Annotated in this window: 16 protein-coding genes; 13 read left to right on the forward strand and 3 right to left on the reverse strand. The window is 60.2% G+C overall.

Going from position 1 to position 16,738, the window contains the following annotated elements:
• Nucleotides 1–24: 24 nt before the first annotated feature.
• On the forward strand, nucleotides 25–1,203 hold the full coding sequence (locus CKW09_RS16750; protein WP_061795871.1) for a sugar efflux transporter: 1,179 nt from the start codon (nucleotides 25–27) through the stop codon (nucleotides 1,201–1,203).
• Here the strand turns inward: CKW09_RS16750 and CKW09_RS16755 are convergent.
• The gene (locus tag CKW09_RS16755; protein WP_061795870.1) at nucleotides 1,200–1,454 is read right to left on the reverse strand and encodes a YkgJ family cysteine cluster protein; all 255 of its coding nucleotides are present in this window, start codon (nucleotides 1,452–1,454) and stop codon (nucleotides 1,200–1,202) included. The two genes, CKW09_RS16750 and CKW09_RS16755, sit on opposite strands and share 4 nt — an antisense overlap.
• Before the next feature lie 274 nt (nucleotides 1,455–1,728).
• Here CKW09_RS16755 and mtr point away from each other — a divergent pair, with 274 nt between their 5' ends.
• On the forward strand, nucleotides 1,729–2,973 hold the full coding sequence (gene mtr, locus CKW09_RS16760; protein ID WP_095098495.1) for a tryptophan permease: 1,245 nt from the start codon (nucleotides 1,729–1,731) through the stop codon (nucleotides 2,971–2,973).
• Between the two features lie 137 nt (nucleotides 2,974–3,110).
• Entirely contained in the window at nucleotides 3,111–3,683 is a 573-nt protein-coding gene (gene yeiP / locus CKW09_RS16765; protein WP_061795868.1) for an elongation factor P-like protein YeiP, read from the forward strand.
• 23 nt (nucleotides 3,684–3,706) lie between these two features.
• Here yeiP and uxuA read toward each other — a convergent pair whose 3' ends face one another.
• A complete protein-coding gene (gene uxuA, locus CKW09_RS16770) occupies nucleotides 3,707–4,897 on the reverse strand; it encodes a mannonate dehydratase (RefSeq protein WP_061795867.1) in 1,191 nt (396 codons plus the stop codon).
• On the opposite strand from uxuA, the gene CKW09_RS24590 reads away from it, so the two are divergent.
• A complete protein-coding gene (locus tag CKW09_RS24590; protein WP_129544697.1) occupies nucleotides 4,885–5,163 on the forward strand; it encodes a hypothetical protein in 279 nt (92 codons plus the stop codon). The two genes, uxuA and CKW09_RS24590, sit on opposite strands and share 13 nt — an antisense overlap.
• A 41-nt stretch (nucleotides 5,164–5,204) precedes the next feature.
• Entirely contained in the window at nucleotides 5,205–6,686 is a 1,482-nt protein-coding gene (locus CKW09_RS16775; protein WP_095098498.1) for a mannitol dehydrogenase family protein, read from the forward strand.
• 53 nt (nucleotides 6,687–6,739) lie between these two features.
• Here CKW09_RS16775 and CKW09_RS16780 read toward each other — a convergent pair whose 3' ends face one another.
• Nucleotides 6,740–7,048 (reverse strand): type 1 fimbrial protein, encoded by a 309-nt coding sequence (locus CKW09_RS16780; RefSeq protein WP_061795865.1) that lies wholly within the window; start codon nucleotides 7,046–7,048, stop codon nucleotides 6,740–6,742.
• A gap of 317 nt (nucleotides 7,049–7,365) precedes the next feature.
• On the opposite strand from CKW09_RS16780, the gene CKW09_RS16785 reads away from it, so the two are divergent.
• From CKW09_RS16785 to CKW09_RS16825, 8 genes are all read left to right on the forward strand, one after another.
• Nucleotides 7,366–8,340: a CobW family GTP-binding protein gene (locus tag CKW09_RS16785; RefSeq protein ID WP_095098501.1), complete on the forward strand. Its 975-nt coding sequence runs from the start codon at nucleotides 7,366–7,368 to the stop codon at nucleotides 8,338–8,340.
• A 103-nt stretch (nucleotides 8,341–8,443) separates the two neighbouring features.
• Complete coding sequence (locus tag CKW09_RS16790) at nucleotides 8,444–9,154, forward strand: phosphatase PAP2 family protein (RefSeq protein WP_061795863.1); 711 nt, start codon at nucleotides 8,444–8,446, stop codon at nucleotides 9,152–9,154.
• Nucleotides 9,155–9,561: 407 nt separating this feature from the next.
• On the forward strand, nucleotides 9,562–10,137 hold the full coding sequence (gene mepS / locus CKW09_RS16800; RefSeq protein WP_061795862.1) for a bifunctional murein DD-endopeptidase/murein LD-carboxypeptidase: 576 nt from the start codon (nucleotides 9,562–9,564) through the stop codon (nucleotides 10,135–10,137).
• A 167-nt stretch (nucleotides 10,138–10,304) separates the two neighbouring features.
• Nucleotides 10,305–10,958: a TetR family transcriptional regulator gene (locus tag CKW09_RS16805; RefSeq protein WP_061795861.1), complete on the forward strand. Its 654-nt coding sequence runs from the start codon at nucleotides 10,305–10,307 to the stop codon at nucleotides 10,956–10,958.
• Between the two features lie 169 nt (nucleotides 10,959–11,127).
• Complete coding sequence (locus tag CKW09_RS16810) at nucleotides 11,128–12,720, forward strand: cyclic di-GMP phosphodiesterase (protein ID WP_061795860.1); 1,593 nt, start codon at nucleotides 11,128–11,130, stop codon at nucleotides 12,718–12,720.
• 81 nt (nucleotides 12,721–12,801) lie between these two features.
• The gene (locus CKW09_RS16815; protein ID WP_061795859.1) at nucleotides 12,802–14,610 is read left to right on the forward strand and encodes an extracellular solute-binding protein; all 1,809 of its coding nucleotides are present in this window, start codon (nucleotides 12,802–12,804) and stop codon (nucleotides 14,608–14,610) included.
• A 10-nt stretch (nucleotides 14,611–14,620) separates the two neighbouring features.
• The gene (locus CKW09_RS16820; protein ID WP_061795858.1) at nucleotides 14,621–15,715 is read left to right on the forward strand and encodes a microcin C ABC transporter permease YejB; all 1,095 of its coding nucleotides are present in this window, start codon (nucleotides 14,621–14,623) and stop codon (nucleotides 15,713–15,715) included.
• Nucleotides 15,712–16,737, forward strand: a complete 1,026-nt coding sequence (locus CKW09_RS16825) for an ABC transporter permease (RefSeq protein ID WP_061795857.1) — start codon at nucleotides 15,712–15,714, stop codon at nucleotides 16,735–16,737. The genes CKW09_RS16820 and CKW09_RS16825 overlap by 4 nt, the downstream gene beginning before the upstream one ends.
• Nucleotide 16,738 lies beyond the last annotated feature (1 nt).

Genomic DNA, 16,738 nt, shown 5'->3' on the forward strand with positions numbered 1-16,738 from the left:
CTTTTCCGACTGTTTAATGACCCTATGCCGACTTCAACCGCGGTAACGCGCCGCTCTCCCGACTTCACTTCGCTGGCCTTTTTGGCGGCGGCATTCCTTACCGGCATTGCCGGCGCGTTGCAGACGCCTACGCTGAGCCTGTTCCTGGCGACCGAGGTCAAGGTGCGCCCGGCGATGGTCGGGCTGTTTTTTACCGGCAGCGCGGTCATCGGCATTCTGGTCAGCCAGTTTCTCGCCAGCCGTTCGGATAAAAGAGGCGATCGCAAGTCGCTGATCTTCTTCTGCTGCATGCTCGGCGCGCTGGGCTTCGTGCTGTTCGCCTGGAACCGCAATTATTACCTGCTGCTGGCGGTCGGCGTGCTGCTGACCAGCTTCGGCTCCACCGCCAATCCGCAGATGTTCGCGCTGGCGCGGGAGCATGCCGACCGCACCGGGCGCGAGGCGGTGATGTTCACCTCCATCATGCGCGCGCAGGTGTCGCTGGCCTGGGTGATCGGCCCGCCAATCGCCTTCGCGCTGGCGCTGGGCTTCGGTTTCAAGGTGATGTATCTGGCGGGGGCGGCGGCCTTTGTGCTGTGCGGCGCGCTGGTGTGGAAGCTGTTGCCTTCGATGCCGAAAGCCGCGGCGGCAGGCGGCGCAACGCTGGAAGCCCCGCGGCAGAATCGCCGCGACGCGCTGCTGCTGTTCGCCGCCTGCACCCTGATGTGGACCGCCAACAGCATGTATCTGATCAACATGCCGCTGTATATGGCGCACGCGCTGCGGCTGCCGGAGCGGCTGACCGGCATACTGATGGGCACCGCCGCCGGGCTGGAGATCCCGACCATGCTGCTCGCCGGCATGGTGGCGAAACGCTTCGGCAAAGGTTGTCTGATGCGCGGCGCGGTCGGCGCCGGGCTGCTGTTCTATATCGGCCTGCTGTTTATCACCGGCAGTTGGCAGCTGATTGCGCTGCAGCTGCTTAACGCGGTGTTTATCGGCGTGCTGGCGGGCATCGGCATGCTGTATTTCCAGGATTTGATGCCCGGCCAGGCCGGGGCGGCCACCACGCTGTTCACCAACACCATTCGGGTAGGCTGGATCATCGCCGGCTCTATCGCCGGCACGGTAGCGGAGATCTGGAACTATCACGCGGTGTTCTATTCCGCGCTGGCGATGGTGGCCGGCGCGGCGCTGTGCCTGTGGAAGCTGAAAGACGCTTAGGGCGCGGTGTCCGCTTCCAGCCTGGCCAGGTAAATCAACGCCTGGTCGCGGCGATCGTGGCACATTTCGCGGCTGGCCTGCAGGCTGCCGCAGACCCTCGGCCGCAGCGGAGAATGAAACAGGCCGCAGCGCAGCCGCTCATCCAGATGAATGCAGCGGGTATTGGCCGGCTTGCCGTTGGGCATCCCGGGGATCGGGCTGGATATTGACGGCGCGATACAGCAGGCGCCACAGTCGGTACGGCAGTCCATCAGCGCGGCTCCTGGTGGGCTGGGGGAAGTGAAGCGCGACAATATCAGCCGCGCTCATCCGCCGCCAGCAGAATCCCGCTTTTCCCGCCAATCTTTACATCGCATCTTGCGCACCTCGCCAGTGGCGAAAACCTCCGGTGGCCAACAAATGCCCAGCAACGGCCTAAATCATGCCTGAAATGCGCGAAACGCGCATCGACTGCCCTTTACATGCATCATCCGCACCTGTACCATTGAGCTAGTACAAAAGAACCCCAGCCCACCAGGAGCCTCAATGTCTACGGACACCATCCAGAAGCCAGCCCGCCCTTCGGTACTCGGCGGCGCGATGATCATTGCCGGTACCGCCGTTGGCGCCGGCATGTTTTCCATTCCGATCGTCACTTCCGGCGTCTGGTTCAGCGGTTCCGTCGCGCTGCTGGTTTACACCTGGGCCTGCATGCTGATCTCCGGCCTGATGATCCTCGAAGCCACCCTCCACTACCCGAGCGGCGCCAGCTTCCACACCATCGTCAAGGACCTGCTGGGCAAGCGCTGGAACGCCATCAACGGCATCTCGATAGCCTTCGTGCTGTATATCCTCACCTATGCCTATATTTCCGCCGGCGGTTCGATTATCGCCCACACGCTGGCAGGCAGAGTCGGCGTCGGCCAAAGCGCCGCCGGGCTGGTGTTCGCCATCCTGGTGGCGTTTATCGTCTGGTTGTCCACCCGCGCGGTCGATCGCCTCAGCACCGTCCTGATCGGCGGTATGGTGATCACCTTTGTGATGTCGGTCGGCGACATGTTCACCCACGTACAGCCGGCGGTGCTGTTCAACCGTGGCGACAACGACGCCAGCTACCTGCCCTATGCGCTGGCGGCGCTGCCGTACCTGCTGACCTCGTTCGGCTACCACGGCAACATCCCCGGGCTGGTGAAGTATTACCGCAAGGACAGCGGCGCGGTAGTGCGCAGCCTGGTGTACGGCACCCTGCTGGCGCTGGCGATCTACATCCTGTGGCAGTATGTGATCCAGGGCAATATCGCGCGCGACGCCTTCAAACAGGTGATTGCCGAAGGCGGCAATATCGGCAGCCTGCTGAAGCAGATGGGCAACGTCTCCAGCGGCCAGACCGTCAGCCAACTGCTGAACGCCTTCTCTTATATGGCGCTGGCCAGCTCGTTCCTCGGCGTGTCGCTGGGGCTGTTCGACTATCTGGCGGACTTCTTTAAATTCGGCGATGACGCCGTCGGCCGCAGCAAAACCGCGCTGGTGACCTTCGCGCCGCCTACGCTGGCCGCGCTGCTGTTCCCGAACGGTTTCCTGTACGCCATCGGCTTCGCCGGGCTGGCGGCCACCGTCTGGGCGGTGATGGTGCCGGCGATGATGGCGCGCGCCAGCCGCCGCCGCTTCCCGCAGGCAAGCTATCGTGCGCCGGGCGGCCGCGGCATGATCCTGTTCATTATTCTGTTCGGCCTGATCAACGCCGCCGCGCACCTGCTGTCGCTGTTCGGCCTGCTGCCGGTGTTCCGCTAACGCCGCAACGGGAGGGTGCCCGCCCTCCTGCTTTCTCTCGTCGCACACTGTTTTTTGCGCTGGGCTCTTGCCTGAAATCAGCGGCGCGAGTACCTTGTCGCAACTTCTCAAAACCTCTTCATTGCGGATGAATTTATATGGCAAGAGCTAACGAAATTAAGCGCGGCATGGCGATCAACTACAACGGCAAACTGCTGCTGGTGAAAGATATCGATGTGCAGAGCCCCAGCGCCCGCGGCGCCAGCACCTTATACAAAATGCGTTTTTCCGACGTCCGCACCGGGCTGAAGGTGGAAGAGCGTTTCAAGGGCGACGATATTCTCGACACCATCACCCTGTCGCGCCGCAAGGTGAACTTCTCCTATATCGACGGCGAAGAATACGTGTTTATGGATGATGAAGATTACACGCCGTACATCTTCAAGAAGGATCAGATCGAAGACGAGCTGCTGTTCATTCCGGAAGCCGGCCTGCCGGGCATGCAGGTGCTGACGCTGGACGGCCAAGTGCTGGCGCTGGAGCTGCCGCAAACCGTGGATATGGAAATCGTCGAGACCGCGCCGGGCATTAAGGGCGCCTCCGCCAGCGCCCGCAACAAACCGGCCACCATGGCGACCGGCCTGACCATTCAGGTGCCGGAATACCTCAGCGCCGGCGACAAGATCCGCATACATATCGCCGAACGCCGCTACATGAGCCGGGCTGAGTAAGTTATCTCGCTTGCTTCTTCCCGTTACGGCAGTTCCGGGAAGAAGCGTCGTTTCAGCGCCAACTCAACCCCGCGCAGCTCCGCCAGCCCTTTCAGGCGGCCAATCGCCGAATAGCCGGGGTTGGTTTTCTTCTTCAGGTCGTCCAGCATCTGGTGCCCGTGATCGGGGCGCATCGGGATCGGCCGGCGATCGCCCGCCCGGTGACGACGCCGCTCTTCGGTCAATATCGCCTCAATCACCGCCACCATATCCACATCGCCCTGCAGATGCGCCCCTTCATGGAAGCTTTTCGGGTTTTCCTCGCGGCAGGTGGCGCGCAGATGGGTAAAGTGGATGCGATCGCCGAAGGTTTCAATCATCCGCACCAGATCGTTGTCGGCGCGGACGCCGTAAGAGCCGGTGCACATGGTGAAGCCGTTGTGAATGCTGTCGACGGTCTGCTTCAGCCACTGCATGTCTTCAAAGGTGGAAACGATGCGCGGCAGGCCGAGGATCGGCCGCGGCGGATCGTCCGGATGCACCGCCAACCGCACGCCGGCCTCTTCCGCCACCGGCACGATGGCGCGCAGAAACACCGCCATATTCTCGCGCAGCTGCGCCTTGTCGATACCGTCATATTCCGCCAGGCGGGCGCGGAACTGATCCAGCGTATAACCCTCTTCCGCGCCCGGCAGCCCGGCGATGATGTTGCCGGTCAGCCTGGCTTTCTCCGCCTCGCTCATGGCGGCAAAGCGCGCCGCGGCCTGGCTTTGCTCCTCCGGCGTATAATCCCGCTCGGCCCCTGCGCGCCGTAAAATGTGCAGCTCGAAAGCGGCGAAGGCGATCTGGTCGAAGCGCAGCGCCTTTGAGCCGTCCGGCAGCGGGTATTCCAGGTCGGTGCGCGTCCAGTCGAGGATCGGCATGAAGTTGTAGCAGACGGTGTCGATGCCGCAGGCCGCCAGATTGCGCAGCGACTGCTGGTAATTGGCGATATGCCGCTGCCAGTCGCCGCTGTGCGTTTTGATCTCTTCATGTACCGGAATGCTCTCGACCACCGACCATACCAGCCCCTTTTCGGCCAGCAGCGCCTGGCGCGCGCGGATCTCGTCGACCGGCCAGACTTCGCCGTTCGGAATATGGTGCAGCGCCGTCACCACGCCGGTTGCCCCGGCCTGGCGCACGTCGTCCAGAGAGACCGGATCGTTCGGCCCGTACCAACGCCATGTTTGTTCCATTATTTATCCTTGTGCGCATCGCCGATGCCGGCGATTCTGTTATACCAATTGAAGCGAGATATCATTTATCTTTACCTTACCCTTTCGCCGCACGCTGTCAAAAGCGAAAGCGCCATTGGTTGATCCACTTCACGATTCTGGCTTATTTTGGACTGACCAATTTCATTGATGCGCCAGCCGCTCTACACTGGCGTCGGTTAAATTTTCAGGCGCACCGCGCCGTCATCGTTGTTTACGACCGGAAAAACTGGTCTGCTAACTTTTAACAAGTTGCCAACCCGTCGTTTCCCCCGTTTTGGAGCCAAGCATGAAAACGATCGCCCATCAGCCGCTGCCCGCCGCCGTTCAACAGCCGCAGTATGACCGCCGCGCCCTGCGCAGCCGCATAGCGCATATCGGTTTCGGCGCCTTTCACCGCGCCCATCAGGCGCTGCTCACCGACCGGGTGCTGAATCGCCAGGGCGGCGATTGGGGAATCTGCGAAATCAGCCTGTCCGGCGGCGTGCCGCTGTTCGAAGCGCTGCGCCGGCAGGATCATCTGTACAGCGTGCTGGAGAAAGGCGCCGGCGGGAACCAGGCCATTGTCGTCGGCGCGGTGCATGAGAGCCTGCACCGCAAGCTGGAAGGCATCGAAGCGGTGCTGGAAAAGCTGGCGGAACCCCAGGTGGCGATCGTGTCGATGACCATCACCGAAAAAGGCTACTGCATCGAGCCCGGCAGCGGCCGGCTGGATCTGCAGCATCCGGGGATCGTCGCCGACTTGGCCCGGCCGCAGCAGCCGACCACCGTGCCGGGCATTTTGGTCGAGGCGCTGCGGCTGCGCCGCGCGCGCGCCCTTCCCGCCTTCACCCTGCTCTCCTGCGACAACATTCCCGAAAACGGCCACGTGCTGCGCAACGCGGTGCTCGATCTGGCGCAGGCGCGCGATCGCGCCCTGGCCGACTGGATCGCCGCCGAGGTGACCTTCCCCAGCACCATGGTGGATCGCATCGTCCCGGCCGCCACGCCGGAGACGCTGGATGAGATCGCCGCCGAGCTGGGCGGCGTGCGCGATGAATGCGCCATCGCCTGCGAGCCGTTTATTCAGTGGGTGGTCGAGGATAAGTTCGCCGCCGGCCGTCCGGCCTGGGAGCTGGCCGGCGCGCAGCTGGTAAACGACGTGCTGCCTTTTGAACAGATGAAGCTGCGCATGCTGAACGGCAGCCATTCATTTTTGGCCTACCTCGGCTACCTCGGCGGCTATCAGTACATCAACGAATGCATGGAGGACGAATACTACCGCCGCGCCGCGCACCGTCTGATGCTCAACGAACAGGCGCCGACGCTCAGCGTCAGCGGCATCGATCTGGCCGGCTACGCCAGCGAACTGATCGCGCGCTACAGCAACCCGGCGCTGCAGCACCGCACCTGGCAAATCGCCATGGACGGCACGCAAAAGCTGCCGCAACGCATGCTGGATTCGGTACGCTGGCACCTGCAGCACGGCGGAGATTATGCCGGCCTGGCGTTGGGGGTGGCCGGCTGGATGCGTTATGTCGGCGGCGTGGATGACGCCGGTCAGCCTATCGACATTCGCGATCCGCTGCTGGAACCCCTGCGGCAAAAGGTCGCGGCCACGCCAGACGATAGCCGGCGCGTGCAGGCGTTGCTGGCGCTAACGTCGGTATTCGGCGAGCAATTGCCGGCGGAGGAAGCCTTTGTGGCGGCGGTCAGCCGCGCTTATCTGGCGCTGCGCGACCGCGGCGCGCGCCAGACGGTGAAGGATTGGGTCATGCGGCAGCCGGGCTGAACGGCCCGCCAGGGTAGCCATGCCGGCGCAACGCTCCGGCATGGCGGAACGACTTAACGATAAACGACCGTCATGACAGCCAGTTTTTTCTGTTGATCCACCCACTTCATCTCGGTGGTGCCGAGATTCAGCGGAAGCTCTTTGCGTGTAGCATCGAAACCTGACAAAGTTTGCCGCGCCTGATAATGCTGACCGTTGCGATAACATTGCGTCTTCGCGGTAGAATCGGCAATATTGACCGAGCAAGGACTTTCTACGATAGAACCGACGAAGCGAATCACCCCGCCGGCAACGCCTGCCTGACTGACAGCCGTCCATGAAAACAACATTCCTGCGATCAAAAATAACCGAAAGACGTTCATGGCAACCTCATTTTTAGTTAAGCCAATTTAAACATAGAGGATCTTGTTAGGAATAATCGCAAGGAAAGGGGATTTATTTGTCGGCTAATCGGGTCATTAACCATGTAAAAACAAGCTACTACCCCGCATTTTCCATGGCTAATCCATGGTTTTACCTAGGAATTTTCTGACCTGATACGATGGATTTTGGCGGTTGAAAGGCGCATCGTAGCGTGCAAAATTTGCGAGATGGCGCACATGCCAGCGTCCGCTATTCGGCATTAGAACAGCGCCGCTCACTTATTGATCAGATTAACTTTTGCAATCAGGAATAATCGATGACCAAAACCAACCTGATTACCGGCTTCCTCGGCAGCGGTAAAACCACCACCATCCGCCATTTGCTGGCGCAAAAACCCGAGCATGAGCGCTGGGCGGTATTGGTGAACGAGTTCGGCGAAATCGGCATCGACGGCGCGCTGCTGGCCGACAGCGGCGCCGTGCTGAAAGAGATCCCCGGCGGCTGCATGTGCTGCGTGAACGGCCTGCCGATGCAGGTCGGGCTGAACATGCTGCTGCAGCAGGCCAAACCCGACCGTTTGCTGATCGAACCCACCGGGCTCGGCCATCCGAAACAAATCCTGTCGCTGCTGACCCAGGACAGCTACGCCGGCTGGGTAGATTTGCAGGCCACCCTGTGCCTGCTGGATGCCCGCCAGCTTAGCCAGCCCCGCTACCGCGACAATGAAAACTTCCGCGACCAGCTGGCGGCGGCCGACCTGATTCTGGCCAGCAAAAGCGACACCTACCGGCCGGAAGACGTGCTGGCGCTGCAGGCCTGGACGGCGCAGGATCCCCTGCAGCGGCCCTGCCATCGCATCGAGCAAGGACAGGCCGACGCGGCGTGGCTGGACAGCCCGCGCACGAATCGCACAGAATTGCCGGATGCGCAGCATCATCATAGCCATGCCAAAACGCAGGGGCTGGCGGCGCTGCGGCTGCCGGAAAATTCACGCTGGCGCCGGGCGCTCAACCAGGGACAAGGGTTTACCGGCTGTGGCTGGATTTTTGACGGCGAGACCCGGTTCGACACCGTCGGCTTTATGGAATGGGTGCGGCTGGCGCCGGTGGATCGCGCCAAAGGCGTAGTGCACATCGCCGAAGGCACGCTGCTGATCAACCGCCAGGGGCAAGACCTCAGCATAGAAACCCGCCCGGTGGCGCCGCTGGACAGCCGCATTGAGCTGATCCACAGCGAAAACGCCGACTGGAACGCCCTGCAAGCGGCATTGTTTAAGATTCGTTTAAGTTAACAACATTACCGTGGTACCTCGCGGTTTTCGCCCCGGCCGATAAAGCCGGCTGAAAACCGCCGAATTTCGCATTGTTTAATTTATACTTCCAACAGGTTATGTCATGACGCGCCGCAATTTACCCTTCATCATTCTATTAAACTTACTGGGCATTGCGCTGTTCCTGTCCTGGTTCCTGCCGGCTAACCATGGCGAGTGGTTTACCCTGGACTCAGCGATTTTCTTTTTCTTTAACCGCCATCTGGCGACCGACCCGGCGTTTTTGCACCTGGTCGCCATCACCAACAACCGCGCTTTCGACGTTATTTCACTGATCGCCATGGGGCTGCTGTACCTGTACTTCTATTTGAAACAGGACGCCGCCGGCCGCCGCCGTTTATTGATTACCGGCGTGGTGATGCTGCTGACCGCCGTGGTGCTCAACCAGCTCGGCCACCTGCTGCCGGTGAAGCACCCCAGCCCGACGCTGACCTTTGACTCCATCAACCGCGTCAGCGAACTGACCGGCATTCCCACCAAGGACGCCTCCAGCGACAGCTTCCCGGGCGATCACGGCATGATGCTGATCATTTTCTCCTGCTTTATGCTGCGCTACTTCAACCGCCGGGCCTTTGCCGTGGCGCTGCTGATCACCCTGTTCTTCTCCCTGCCGCGGGTGATGATCGGCGCGCACTGGTTCACCGATATCGCCGTCGGCTCGCTGTCGGTGGTGCTGGTCGGCGCCAGCTGGTGCCTGATGACGCCGTTCAGCGACTGGCTGATCGACCGGTTGAACCGCCTGTTGCCCGGTAAGCATCGGCCAGGCCGGTCATAACCTGCAGCTATGACGCCGGGAGGCGCTTCGCCTCCCGATCCGGCTTCCCATCGCCCCAGGTTTATTTTCGCATCAGCGGGTTAACGATTTCGTTACCTCATCCCCACCAAGTCAGCACAACCCACACTCATCGTTTTTTATATGAAGTTTTACATTATGTTACATCACAAATTCATATAAAAAAGGATGGAAAAAGGCTCGCAATCCCTTATTTGTTCCGGTAATCTCAAATGCGTTTGTGCCTGGTTTAACTCGACTCAGCATTAAATCCGCTAAAAATGTGCGTTCCAGCACGTTTTCAGAGGTAACTGATTGTCGATGAAACAGGTGCGGATTAGTCTCGTTCCGTTTGGCATTTTTCAGGTAGCGACTTTCGTCGTTAAGGACTTCAAGGGAAAACAACAACAATGGTCAAATCTCAACCGTTTTTGAGATATTTTTTGCGGGCGATCCCTGCAATTGCCGCCGCGGTCATGCTCTCCGCGTGCAGCTCGACTCACACTTCGAACTTGAATAACGCACAAACTGAGATGCGTGCAGTTAATGACAAAGACGGTCTTTTACTGCAAGCCTCTCAGGATGAATTCGAAGCCATGGTTCGTAACGTTGACGTTAAGTCAAAGATTATGGATCAGTATGCAGACTGGAAAGGCGTTCGCTACCGTTTAGGCGGTGAAACCAAGCGCGGCATCGATTGCTCGGCGTTTGTACAGCGCACCTTCCGCGAACAGTTTGGCATGGACTTACCGCGTTCTACCTATCAACAGGAAGATGTCGGCAAGAAAATCCAGCGCACCAAACTGCGTCCAGGCGATCTGGTGCTGTTCCGCGCCGGCTCTACCGGGCGCCACGTCGGCATCTATTTGGGTAACGATCAATTCGTTCATGCCTCCACCAGCAGCGGCGTGATGATTTCCAAGCTGACCGATAACTACTGGAATAAACGTTATCGCGAAGCGCGTCGGGTGCTGACCAGCAGTTGACGGCGAAATACCTGATTGTCCTGAATACCAAACGAGCGATAAGACGCCGCCTTCGGGCGGCGTTTTTTTTCCGCAGGCATCGGCCGCGATGTTTGCACTTTACCTCCCCTGCTCTTAGATTGTTCAACGTCCCCAGTTTTTGAGCCAGCCATATAACGGAGCCTATTTTGAGCGTTCATCGCGATCCCCCAGCCAAAAGCCCGCGTAAAAACGATCCCGAAGGCCTGAAACAGCGCATTTTTGAAAGCGCACTGGCGGAGTTCTCCGAGTCCGGTCTGAAGGGCGCGCGCCTCGAACGCATCGCCGAGCAGGCCGACACCACCAAACGCATGGTGGTGTATCACTTCAAGAATAAAGAGGCGCTGTATATCGCGGTGCTGGAATACGCCTACACCCATATACGACAGGACGAAATCGCCCTCAATCTGGCGACCCTGCCGCCCATGGAGGCGATGCAGCGGCTGGTGGAGGCCAGCTTCGATTATCATGCGGCGCACCCGGCCTTTATCCGCCTGGTCAGCCTGGAAAACATGCAGCGCGGCCAATATGCCCGGCAGTCCGAAAAGCTGAAGCAGCTCAATACCAGCGCGCTGCAGACGCTGGAAGACATTCTGCAGCGCGGCGTGCGCGAGGGCCTGTTCCCCGCCGAAACCCAGGCGCGCGATTTGCACCGCATCATCAGCTCGCTGTGTTTCCATCACGCCGCCAACCAATATACTTTTGACACGTTGTTTGAAGGAAATCGCACCGCCGACGAAAAACTCGCCTATTATCGTCAAATGACGGTAACGGTGGTGATGCGTTATTTAAACTGCGGCTGAACGATAAATATTCTTTAAAATCCCGGGGAGTTTCACGCCGCCGCCAGAAAATGCGCCAAGCCCCCCGGTGGTAACGATGAGAAATCGCTGAAATGCCGTTATTGAGATATATGAAACCCTATCGCCAAAATAATAACAGATGGCTACGCCATGCTCAGGGGGCAGCTTTATGGGTTTGAAAAGGGCATTTGCCCGCAGCGTGTCGCACCGACAGCGCAGCCTGGTTAAAAGCAGCATTGCTGCCCTGGTCTTTTTTATCCTGTTCACCGCCGTCACCCTGTCGCTTATTACCCATCAACGCGTGCAATATCAGCGCGCGGTCGAAGCGCGCACGCAAAAATTCGCCCTCGGCTATATCAACAGCCTGACGCAAGCCATGCAGACAATGTTGCCGCTCACCGCCAAACCCTGCCTGTCCAGCCAGGCGGATATTACCTATCAGGCGGCGTTTACCTCCGGCGTGCGCACCTTTCTGCTGGTGAAAAACGGCTTCGCCTATTGCTCTTCCGCCACCGGCGACATGAATATGACGCTGAAAAATCTTTATCCGGAAATAGACGGGAGCCGGCGGCTCGATCTCAAGCTGCAGCAAGGCACGCCCATCGTGCCGGGCAAACCGGCGGTCGCCGTCTGGCTGCGCCAGCCCGGCGCGCAGGATACCGGCATCCTGGCCACGCTGGACATCGATCTGATGCCCTACATGCTGTTCACCTCGCACGATGCCCAGGCGCCGGGCATCGCCATCGTGATGGGCGATCGCGCGCTGACCACCTTCAGCCCGAACCTGATGCCGGTCAGCCAGCTGCCGCGCGACAAGGCCGACAGCCTGACCATCGCCGGCCTGCCGCTCAGCATCATGTTCTACAACGAAAAGCTGACGCCCAACGACATTCGCCTGACCCTGTTGGGCAGCCTGGTGCTGTCGCTGATGCTCGGCGTGCTCTGCTACTACATGCTGCTGCTGCGCCAAAGCCCCGAACGGGCGCTGCTGCGCGGCATCAAACGCAACGAATTCTTTATCGAATACCAACCGGTGCTGCATACCCGCAGCGGCGCCATCGGCGGGCTGGAGGCGCTGATCCGCTGGCAGCACCCGATCGAAGGGCGCATTCCGCCGGACCTGTTCATCCCCTACGCGGAAAGCGGCGGGCTGATCGTGCCGCTGACCCGCCACCTGTTCCGCCTGATCGCCGAAGATGCGCCGCAGCTGGCCAAGGCGCTGCCGCAGGGCGCCAAGATCGGTTTGAATATCTCCCCTTCGCATCTCAGCGCGCCGTCCTTCCATCAGGATGTCTACGAACTGCTGGCCCAACTGCCGCCCAACTACTTTACGCTGGTGTTTGAAATCACCGAACGCGGTATGGTGGAGGAGGATAACGCGCTGGCGGAATTCGACTGGCTGCACAGACAAGGCATCGAGATCGCGATCGACGACTTCGGCACCGGCCACAGCGCGCTGATTTATCTCGAGCGTTTCAGCATGGACTACCTGAAGATCGACCGCGGCTTCGTCAACTCGATCGGCCAGGACACGGTCACCGCCCCGGTGCTGGACGCGGTGATTTCACTGGCCAAAAAGCTGAAAATGCTGACGGTGGCCGAAGGGGTGGAAACCGCCGAGCAGGTGCATTTTCTGCAAGAACACGGGGTGACCTTTATGCAGGGCTATTATTACAGCAAGCCGCTGAGCATCGAAAACTTCGTCGCCTACTGCAACGCCCGTCAGGTGTTTGATTATCAGGCGCAACGATCCGATCTTTAAACTTCTTTACCCTGCGACCATGCGGAGAATGTTATGCTGGGCGCAGGTTAATTTCATTACACAGCAGGAGCTTACCGTCTGATGTCCGTGCGCGTTTTTGCTGCTCTGGTGCTCTCGGCACTCAGTTTCGGCCTGCAGGCCGAAACGCTCAATGAAAGCTATGCTTTCGCCCTGATCGGTGATCCGAAATACGCCACCGACTTCAGCCATTTCGACTACGTCAACCCGGCGGCGCCCAAGGGCGGCGACGTGCGGCTGTCGGCAATCGGCACTTACGACAACTTTAACCGCTACGCCACCCGCGGCGTGCCCGGCGAGCGCACGGAACAGCTTTACGATTCGCTGTTCACCACCTCCGACGATGAAATTGGCAGCTACTATCCGCTGGTTGCCGAATCGGCCCGCTTTCCGGCCGACATGCGCTGGGTTGAGGTCGACATCAACGCCCGCGCGCGCTTCCACGACGGCAGCCCGATCACCGCGGCCGACGTGGCCTTTACCTTTAACAAGTTCATGACCGAAGGCGTGCCGCAGTTCCGCCTGGCTTATAAGGGCGTAACGGTCAAAGCCATTTCGCGGCTGACGGTGCGCATGGAATTCCCGCAGCCGGACAAGGATAAAATGCTGGGGCTGTTCGGCCTGCCGATCCTGCCGGCCAGCTTCTGGCAAAACCACCTGCTCAACGAACCGCTCAATACGCCGCCGCTGGCCAGCGGCCCTTATAAAATCAGCGGCTACCGCCTCGGCCAATACATCACCTATCAGCGGGTACGCGACTACTGGGCGGCCAACCTGCCGGTCAACCGCGGCCGCTACAACTTCGACAGCATCCGCTACGACTACTACCTGGACGACAAGGTGGCGCTGGAGGCGTTCAAGGCCGGCGCTTATGATTTCCGCATCGAAAGCTCGCCCAAAAGCTGGGCCACCCAGTATCAGGGCGGCAACTTTGCGCGCAACTACATCATCAAGCAGGACGAAATCAATCAGTCGGCGCAGAACACCCGCTGGATGGCGTTCAATATGACGCGCCCGCTGTTTGCCGATCGCCGGGTGCGGCAGGCGATTACCCTCGCCTTCGACTTCGACTGGATGAACAAGGCGCTGTATTACAACGCCTACCAGCGCACCAACAGCTATTTCCAAAACACCCCGTACGCCGCCGCCGGCTATCCGGACGCCGCCGAACTGGCGCTGTTGGCGCCGCTCAAGGGCCAGGTGCCGCCGGAGGTGTTCACCAGCCTCTATCAGCCGCCGTCCTCCGACGGCAGCGGCAACGATCGCCAAAACCTGCTGAAGGCGACCCAGCTGCTGAAAGAGGCCGGTTGGACGGTCAAAAACCAAAAGCTGGTCAACGTGAAAACCGGCCAGCCTTTCAGCTTCGAACTGATGCTGCTGAGCGGCAGCAACTTTCAGTACGTGCTGCCGTTCCAGCACAACCTGCAGCGGTTGGGCATCGATATGCAGATCCGCGATATCGATGTCAGCCAGTTCACCAAGCGCATGCGCGACGGCGATTTCGATATGATGCCCACGGTTTATCTGGCGATGCCGTTCCCGGGCTCCAGCCTGGAAACCAGCTGGGACTCAAAATATATCGACTCCAGCTGGAATACCCCGCACGTCAGCGATCCGGCCGTCGACAGCCTAGTGCGGCAAATCATGCGCCACCAGGGCGACGAGAAAGCCCTGCTGCCGCTCGGCCGCGCGCTGGATCGGGTGTTGACCTGGAATATGTACATGCTGCCGATGTGGTATTCCAACCACGACCGCTACGCCTATTGGGACAAGTTCTCCAGGCCGTCGATCCGCCCGCCTTACGCCATCGGCTTCGACAACTGGTGGTTCGACGTCAACAAGGCGGCGCGCTTGCCGGCCCAACGGCAATAAGGAGTCTGCGATGGCGGCTTATCTGATACGCAGGCTGTTACTGGTGATCCCCACGCTGTGGGCGATCATCACCATCAACTTTTTTATCGTGCAAGTCGCCCCCGGCGGCCCGGTCGATCAGGCGATCGCCAACATCGAAATGGGCCAAAGCAGCGGCTTCGGCGGCGGCGGAACGGGTGAAGGCGCGGGCCATGCGCGGGTCGGCGTCGCCAGCGCCGCCGAAAGCCAATACCGCGGCGCGCGCGGGCTGGATCCGGAGGTGATCGCCGAGATCACCCGGCGTTACGGCTTCGACAAGCCGCTGCACGAGCGTTACTTCAACATGTTGTGGAACTACATGCGCCTCGACTTTGGCGACAGCCTGTTTCGCGGCGCGTCGGTGATGCAACTGATTGGCCAGAGCCTGCCGGTCTCCATTACCCTGGGGCTGTGGAGCACGCTGATCATCTACCTGGTGTCGATCCCGCTCGGCATCCGCAAGGCTATCCACAACGGCAGCGCCTTCGATACCTGGAGCAGCACGCTGATCATCATCGGCTACGCCATTCCGGCCTTCCTGTTCGCCATCCTGATGATCGTGCTGTTCGCCGGCGGCAGCTACCTGGACTGGTTCCCGCTGCGCGGGCTGGTCTCCAGCAACTTCGACACCCTGCCCTGGTACAGCAAGGTCACCGACTACCTGTGGCACATTACCCTGCCGGTGCTGGCGACGGTGATCGGCGGCTTCGCCACCCTGACCATGCTGACCAAAAACGCCTTTCTCGATGAGATCCGCAAGCAGTACGTCATCACCGCCCGCGCCAAGGGGCTGGACGAGCGGAAAATCCTCTACCGCCACGTGTTCCGCAACGCCATGCTGCTGGTGATCGCCGGTTTTCCCGCCACCTTCATCAGCATGTTCTTTACCGGTTCGCTGCTGATTGAAGTGATGTTCTCGCTCAACGGCCTCGGGCTGCTGGGCTACGACGCCACGCTGCAGCGCGATTATCCGGTGATGTTCGGCACGCTGTATATCTTCACGCTGATTGGCCTGCTGCTGAATATTCTCAGCGACATCACCTATACCCTGGTCGATCCGCGCATTGATTTCGAGGCCCGCCAATGAGCCGCCTGAGCCCGAACAATCAGGCGCGCTGGGCGCGCTTTCGCAGCAATCGCCGCGGCTATTGGTCGTTGTGGATCTTCCTGGCGCTGTTTGTCCTCAGCCTGGCCGCCGATCTGATCGCCAACGACAAGCCGCTGCTGGTGCGCTATGAGGGGCGGCTGTACCTGCCCTTTATGGTCAACTACAGCGAAACCGCCTTCGGCGGCGAGCTGGATACCGCCGCCGACTATCAGGATCCCTTCGTGCTACGGCAGATTGAACGCCACGGCTGGGCCGTTTGGGCACCGATCCGCTTCAGCTACGACACCATCAACTTCGCCACCGAGGTGCCCTTCCCCTCCGCCCCTTCGCGCCATAATTTGCTCGGCACCGACGGCAACGGCAGCGACGTGCTGGCCCGGGTGCTGTACGGCTTTCGCATTTCGCTGCTGTTCGGCCTGGCACTGACGCTGTTTTCCAGCCTGATTGGCGTGTGCGTCGGCGCTACCCAGGGCTATTACGGCGGGCGATTTGACCTGTGGGGGCAACGCTTTATCGAGGTCTGGTCGGGCATGCCGACGCTGTTCCTGATCATTTTGCTGTCGAGCATCGTGCAGCCCAATTTCTGGTGGCTGCTGGGCATCACCATTCTGTTCGGCTGGATGAGCCTGGTGGGCGTGGTGCGCGCCGAATTCCTGCGTACCCGCAACTATGATTACATCCGCGCCGCGCGCGCCATGGGGGTGCCGGATCGCATCATCATGTATCGCCACATGCTGCCCAACGCCATGGTGGCGACGCTGACCTTCCTGCCGTTTATCCTCTGCGGGTCGATCACCACCCTGACCTCGCTCGACTTCCTCGGTTTTGGACTGCCGATCGGTTCCCCGTCGCTCGGCGAACTGCTGCTGCAGGGTAAAAACAACCTGCAGGCGCCGTGGCTCGGCATAACCGCCTTCCTGGTGCTGGCGGTGCTGCTGTCGTTACTCATTTTTATCGGCGAAGCGGTGCGCGACGCCTTTGACCCCAGCAAGGCGCATTGAT

It is taken from the genome of Serratia ficaria (assembly GCF_900187015.1).
In the GTDB taxonomy this organism is placed as follows: Bacteria; Pseudomonadota; Gammaproteobacteria; order Enterobacterales; family Enterobacteriaceae; genus Serratia; species Serratia ficaria.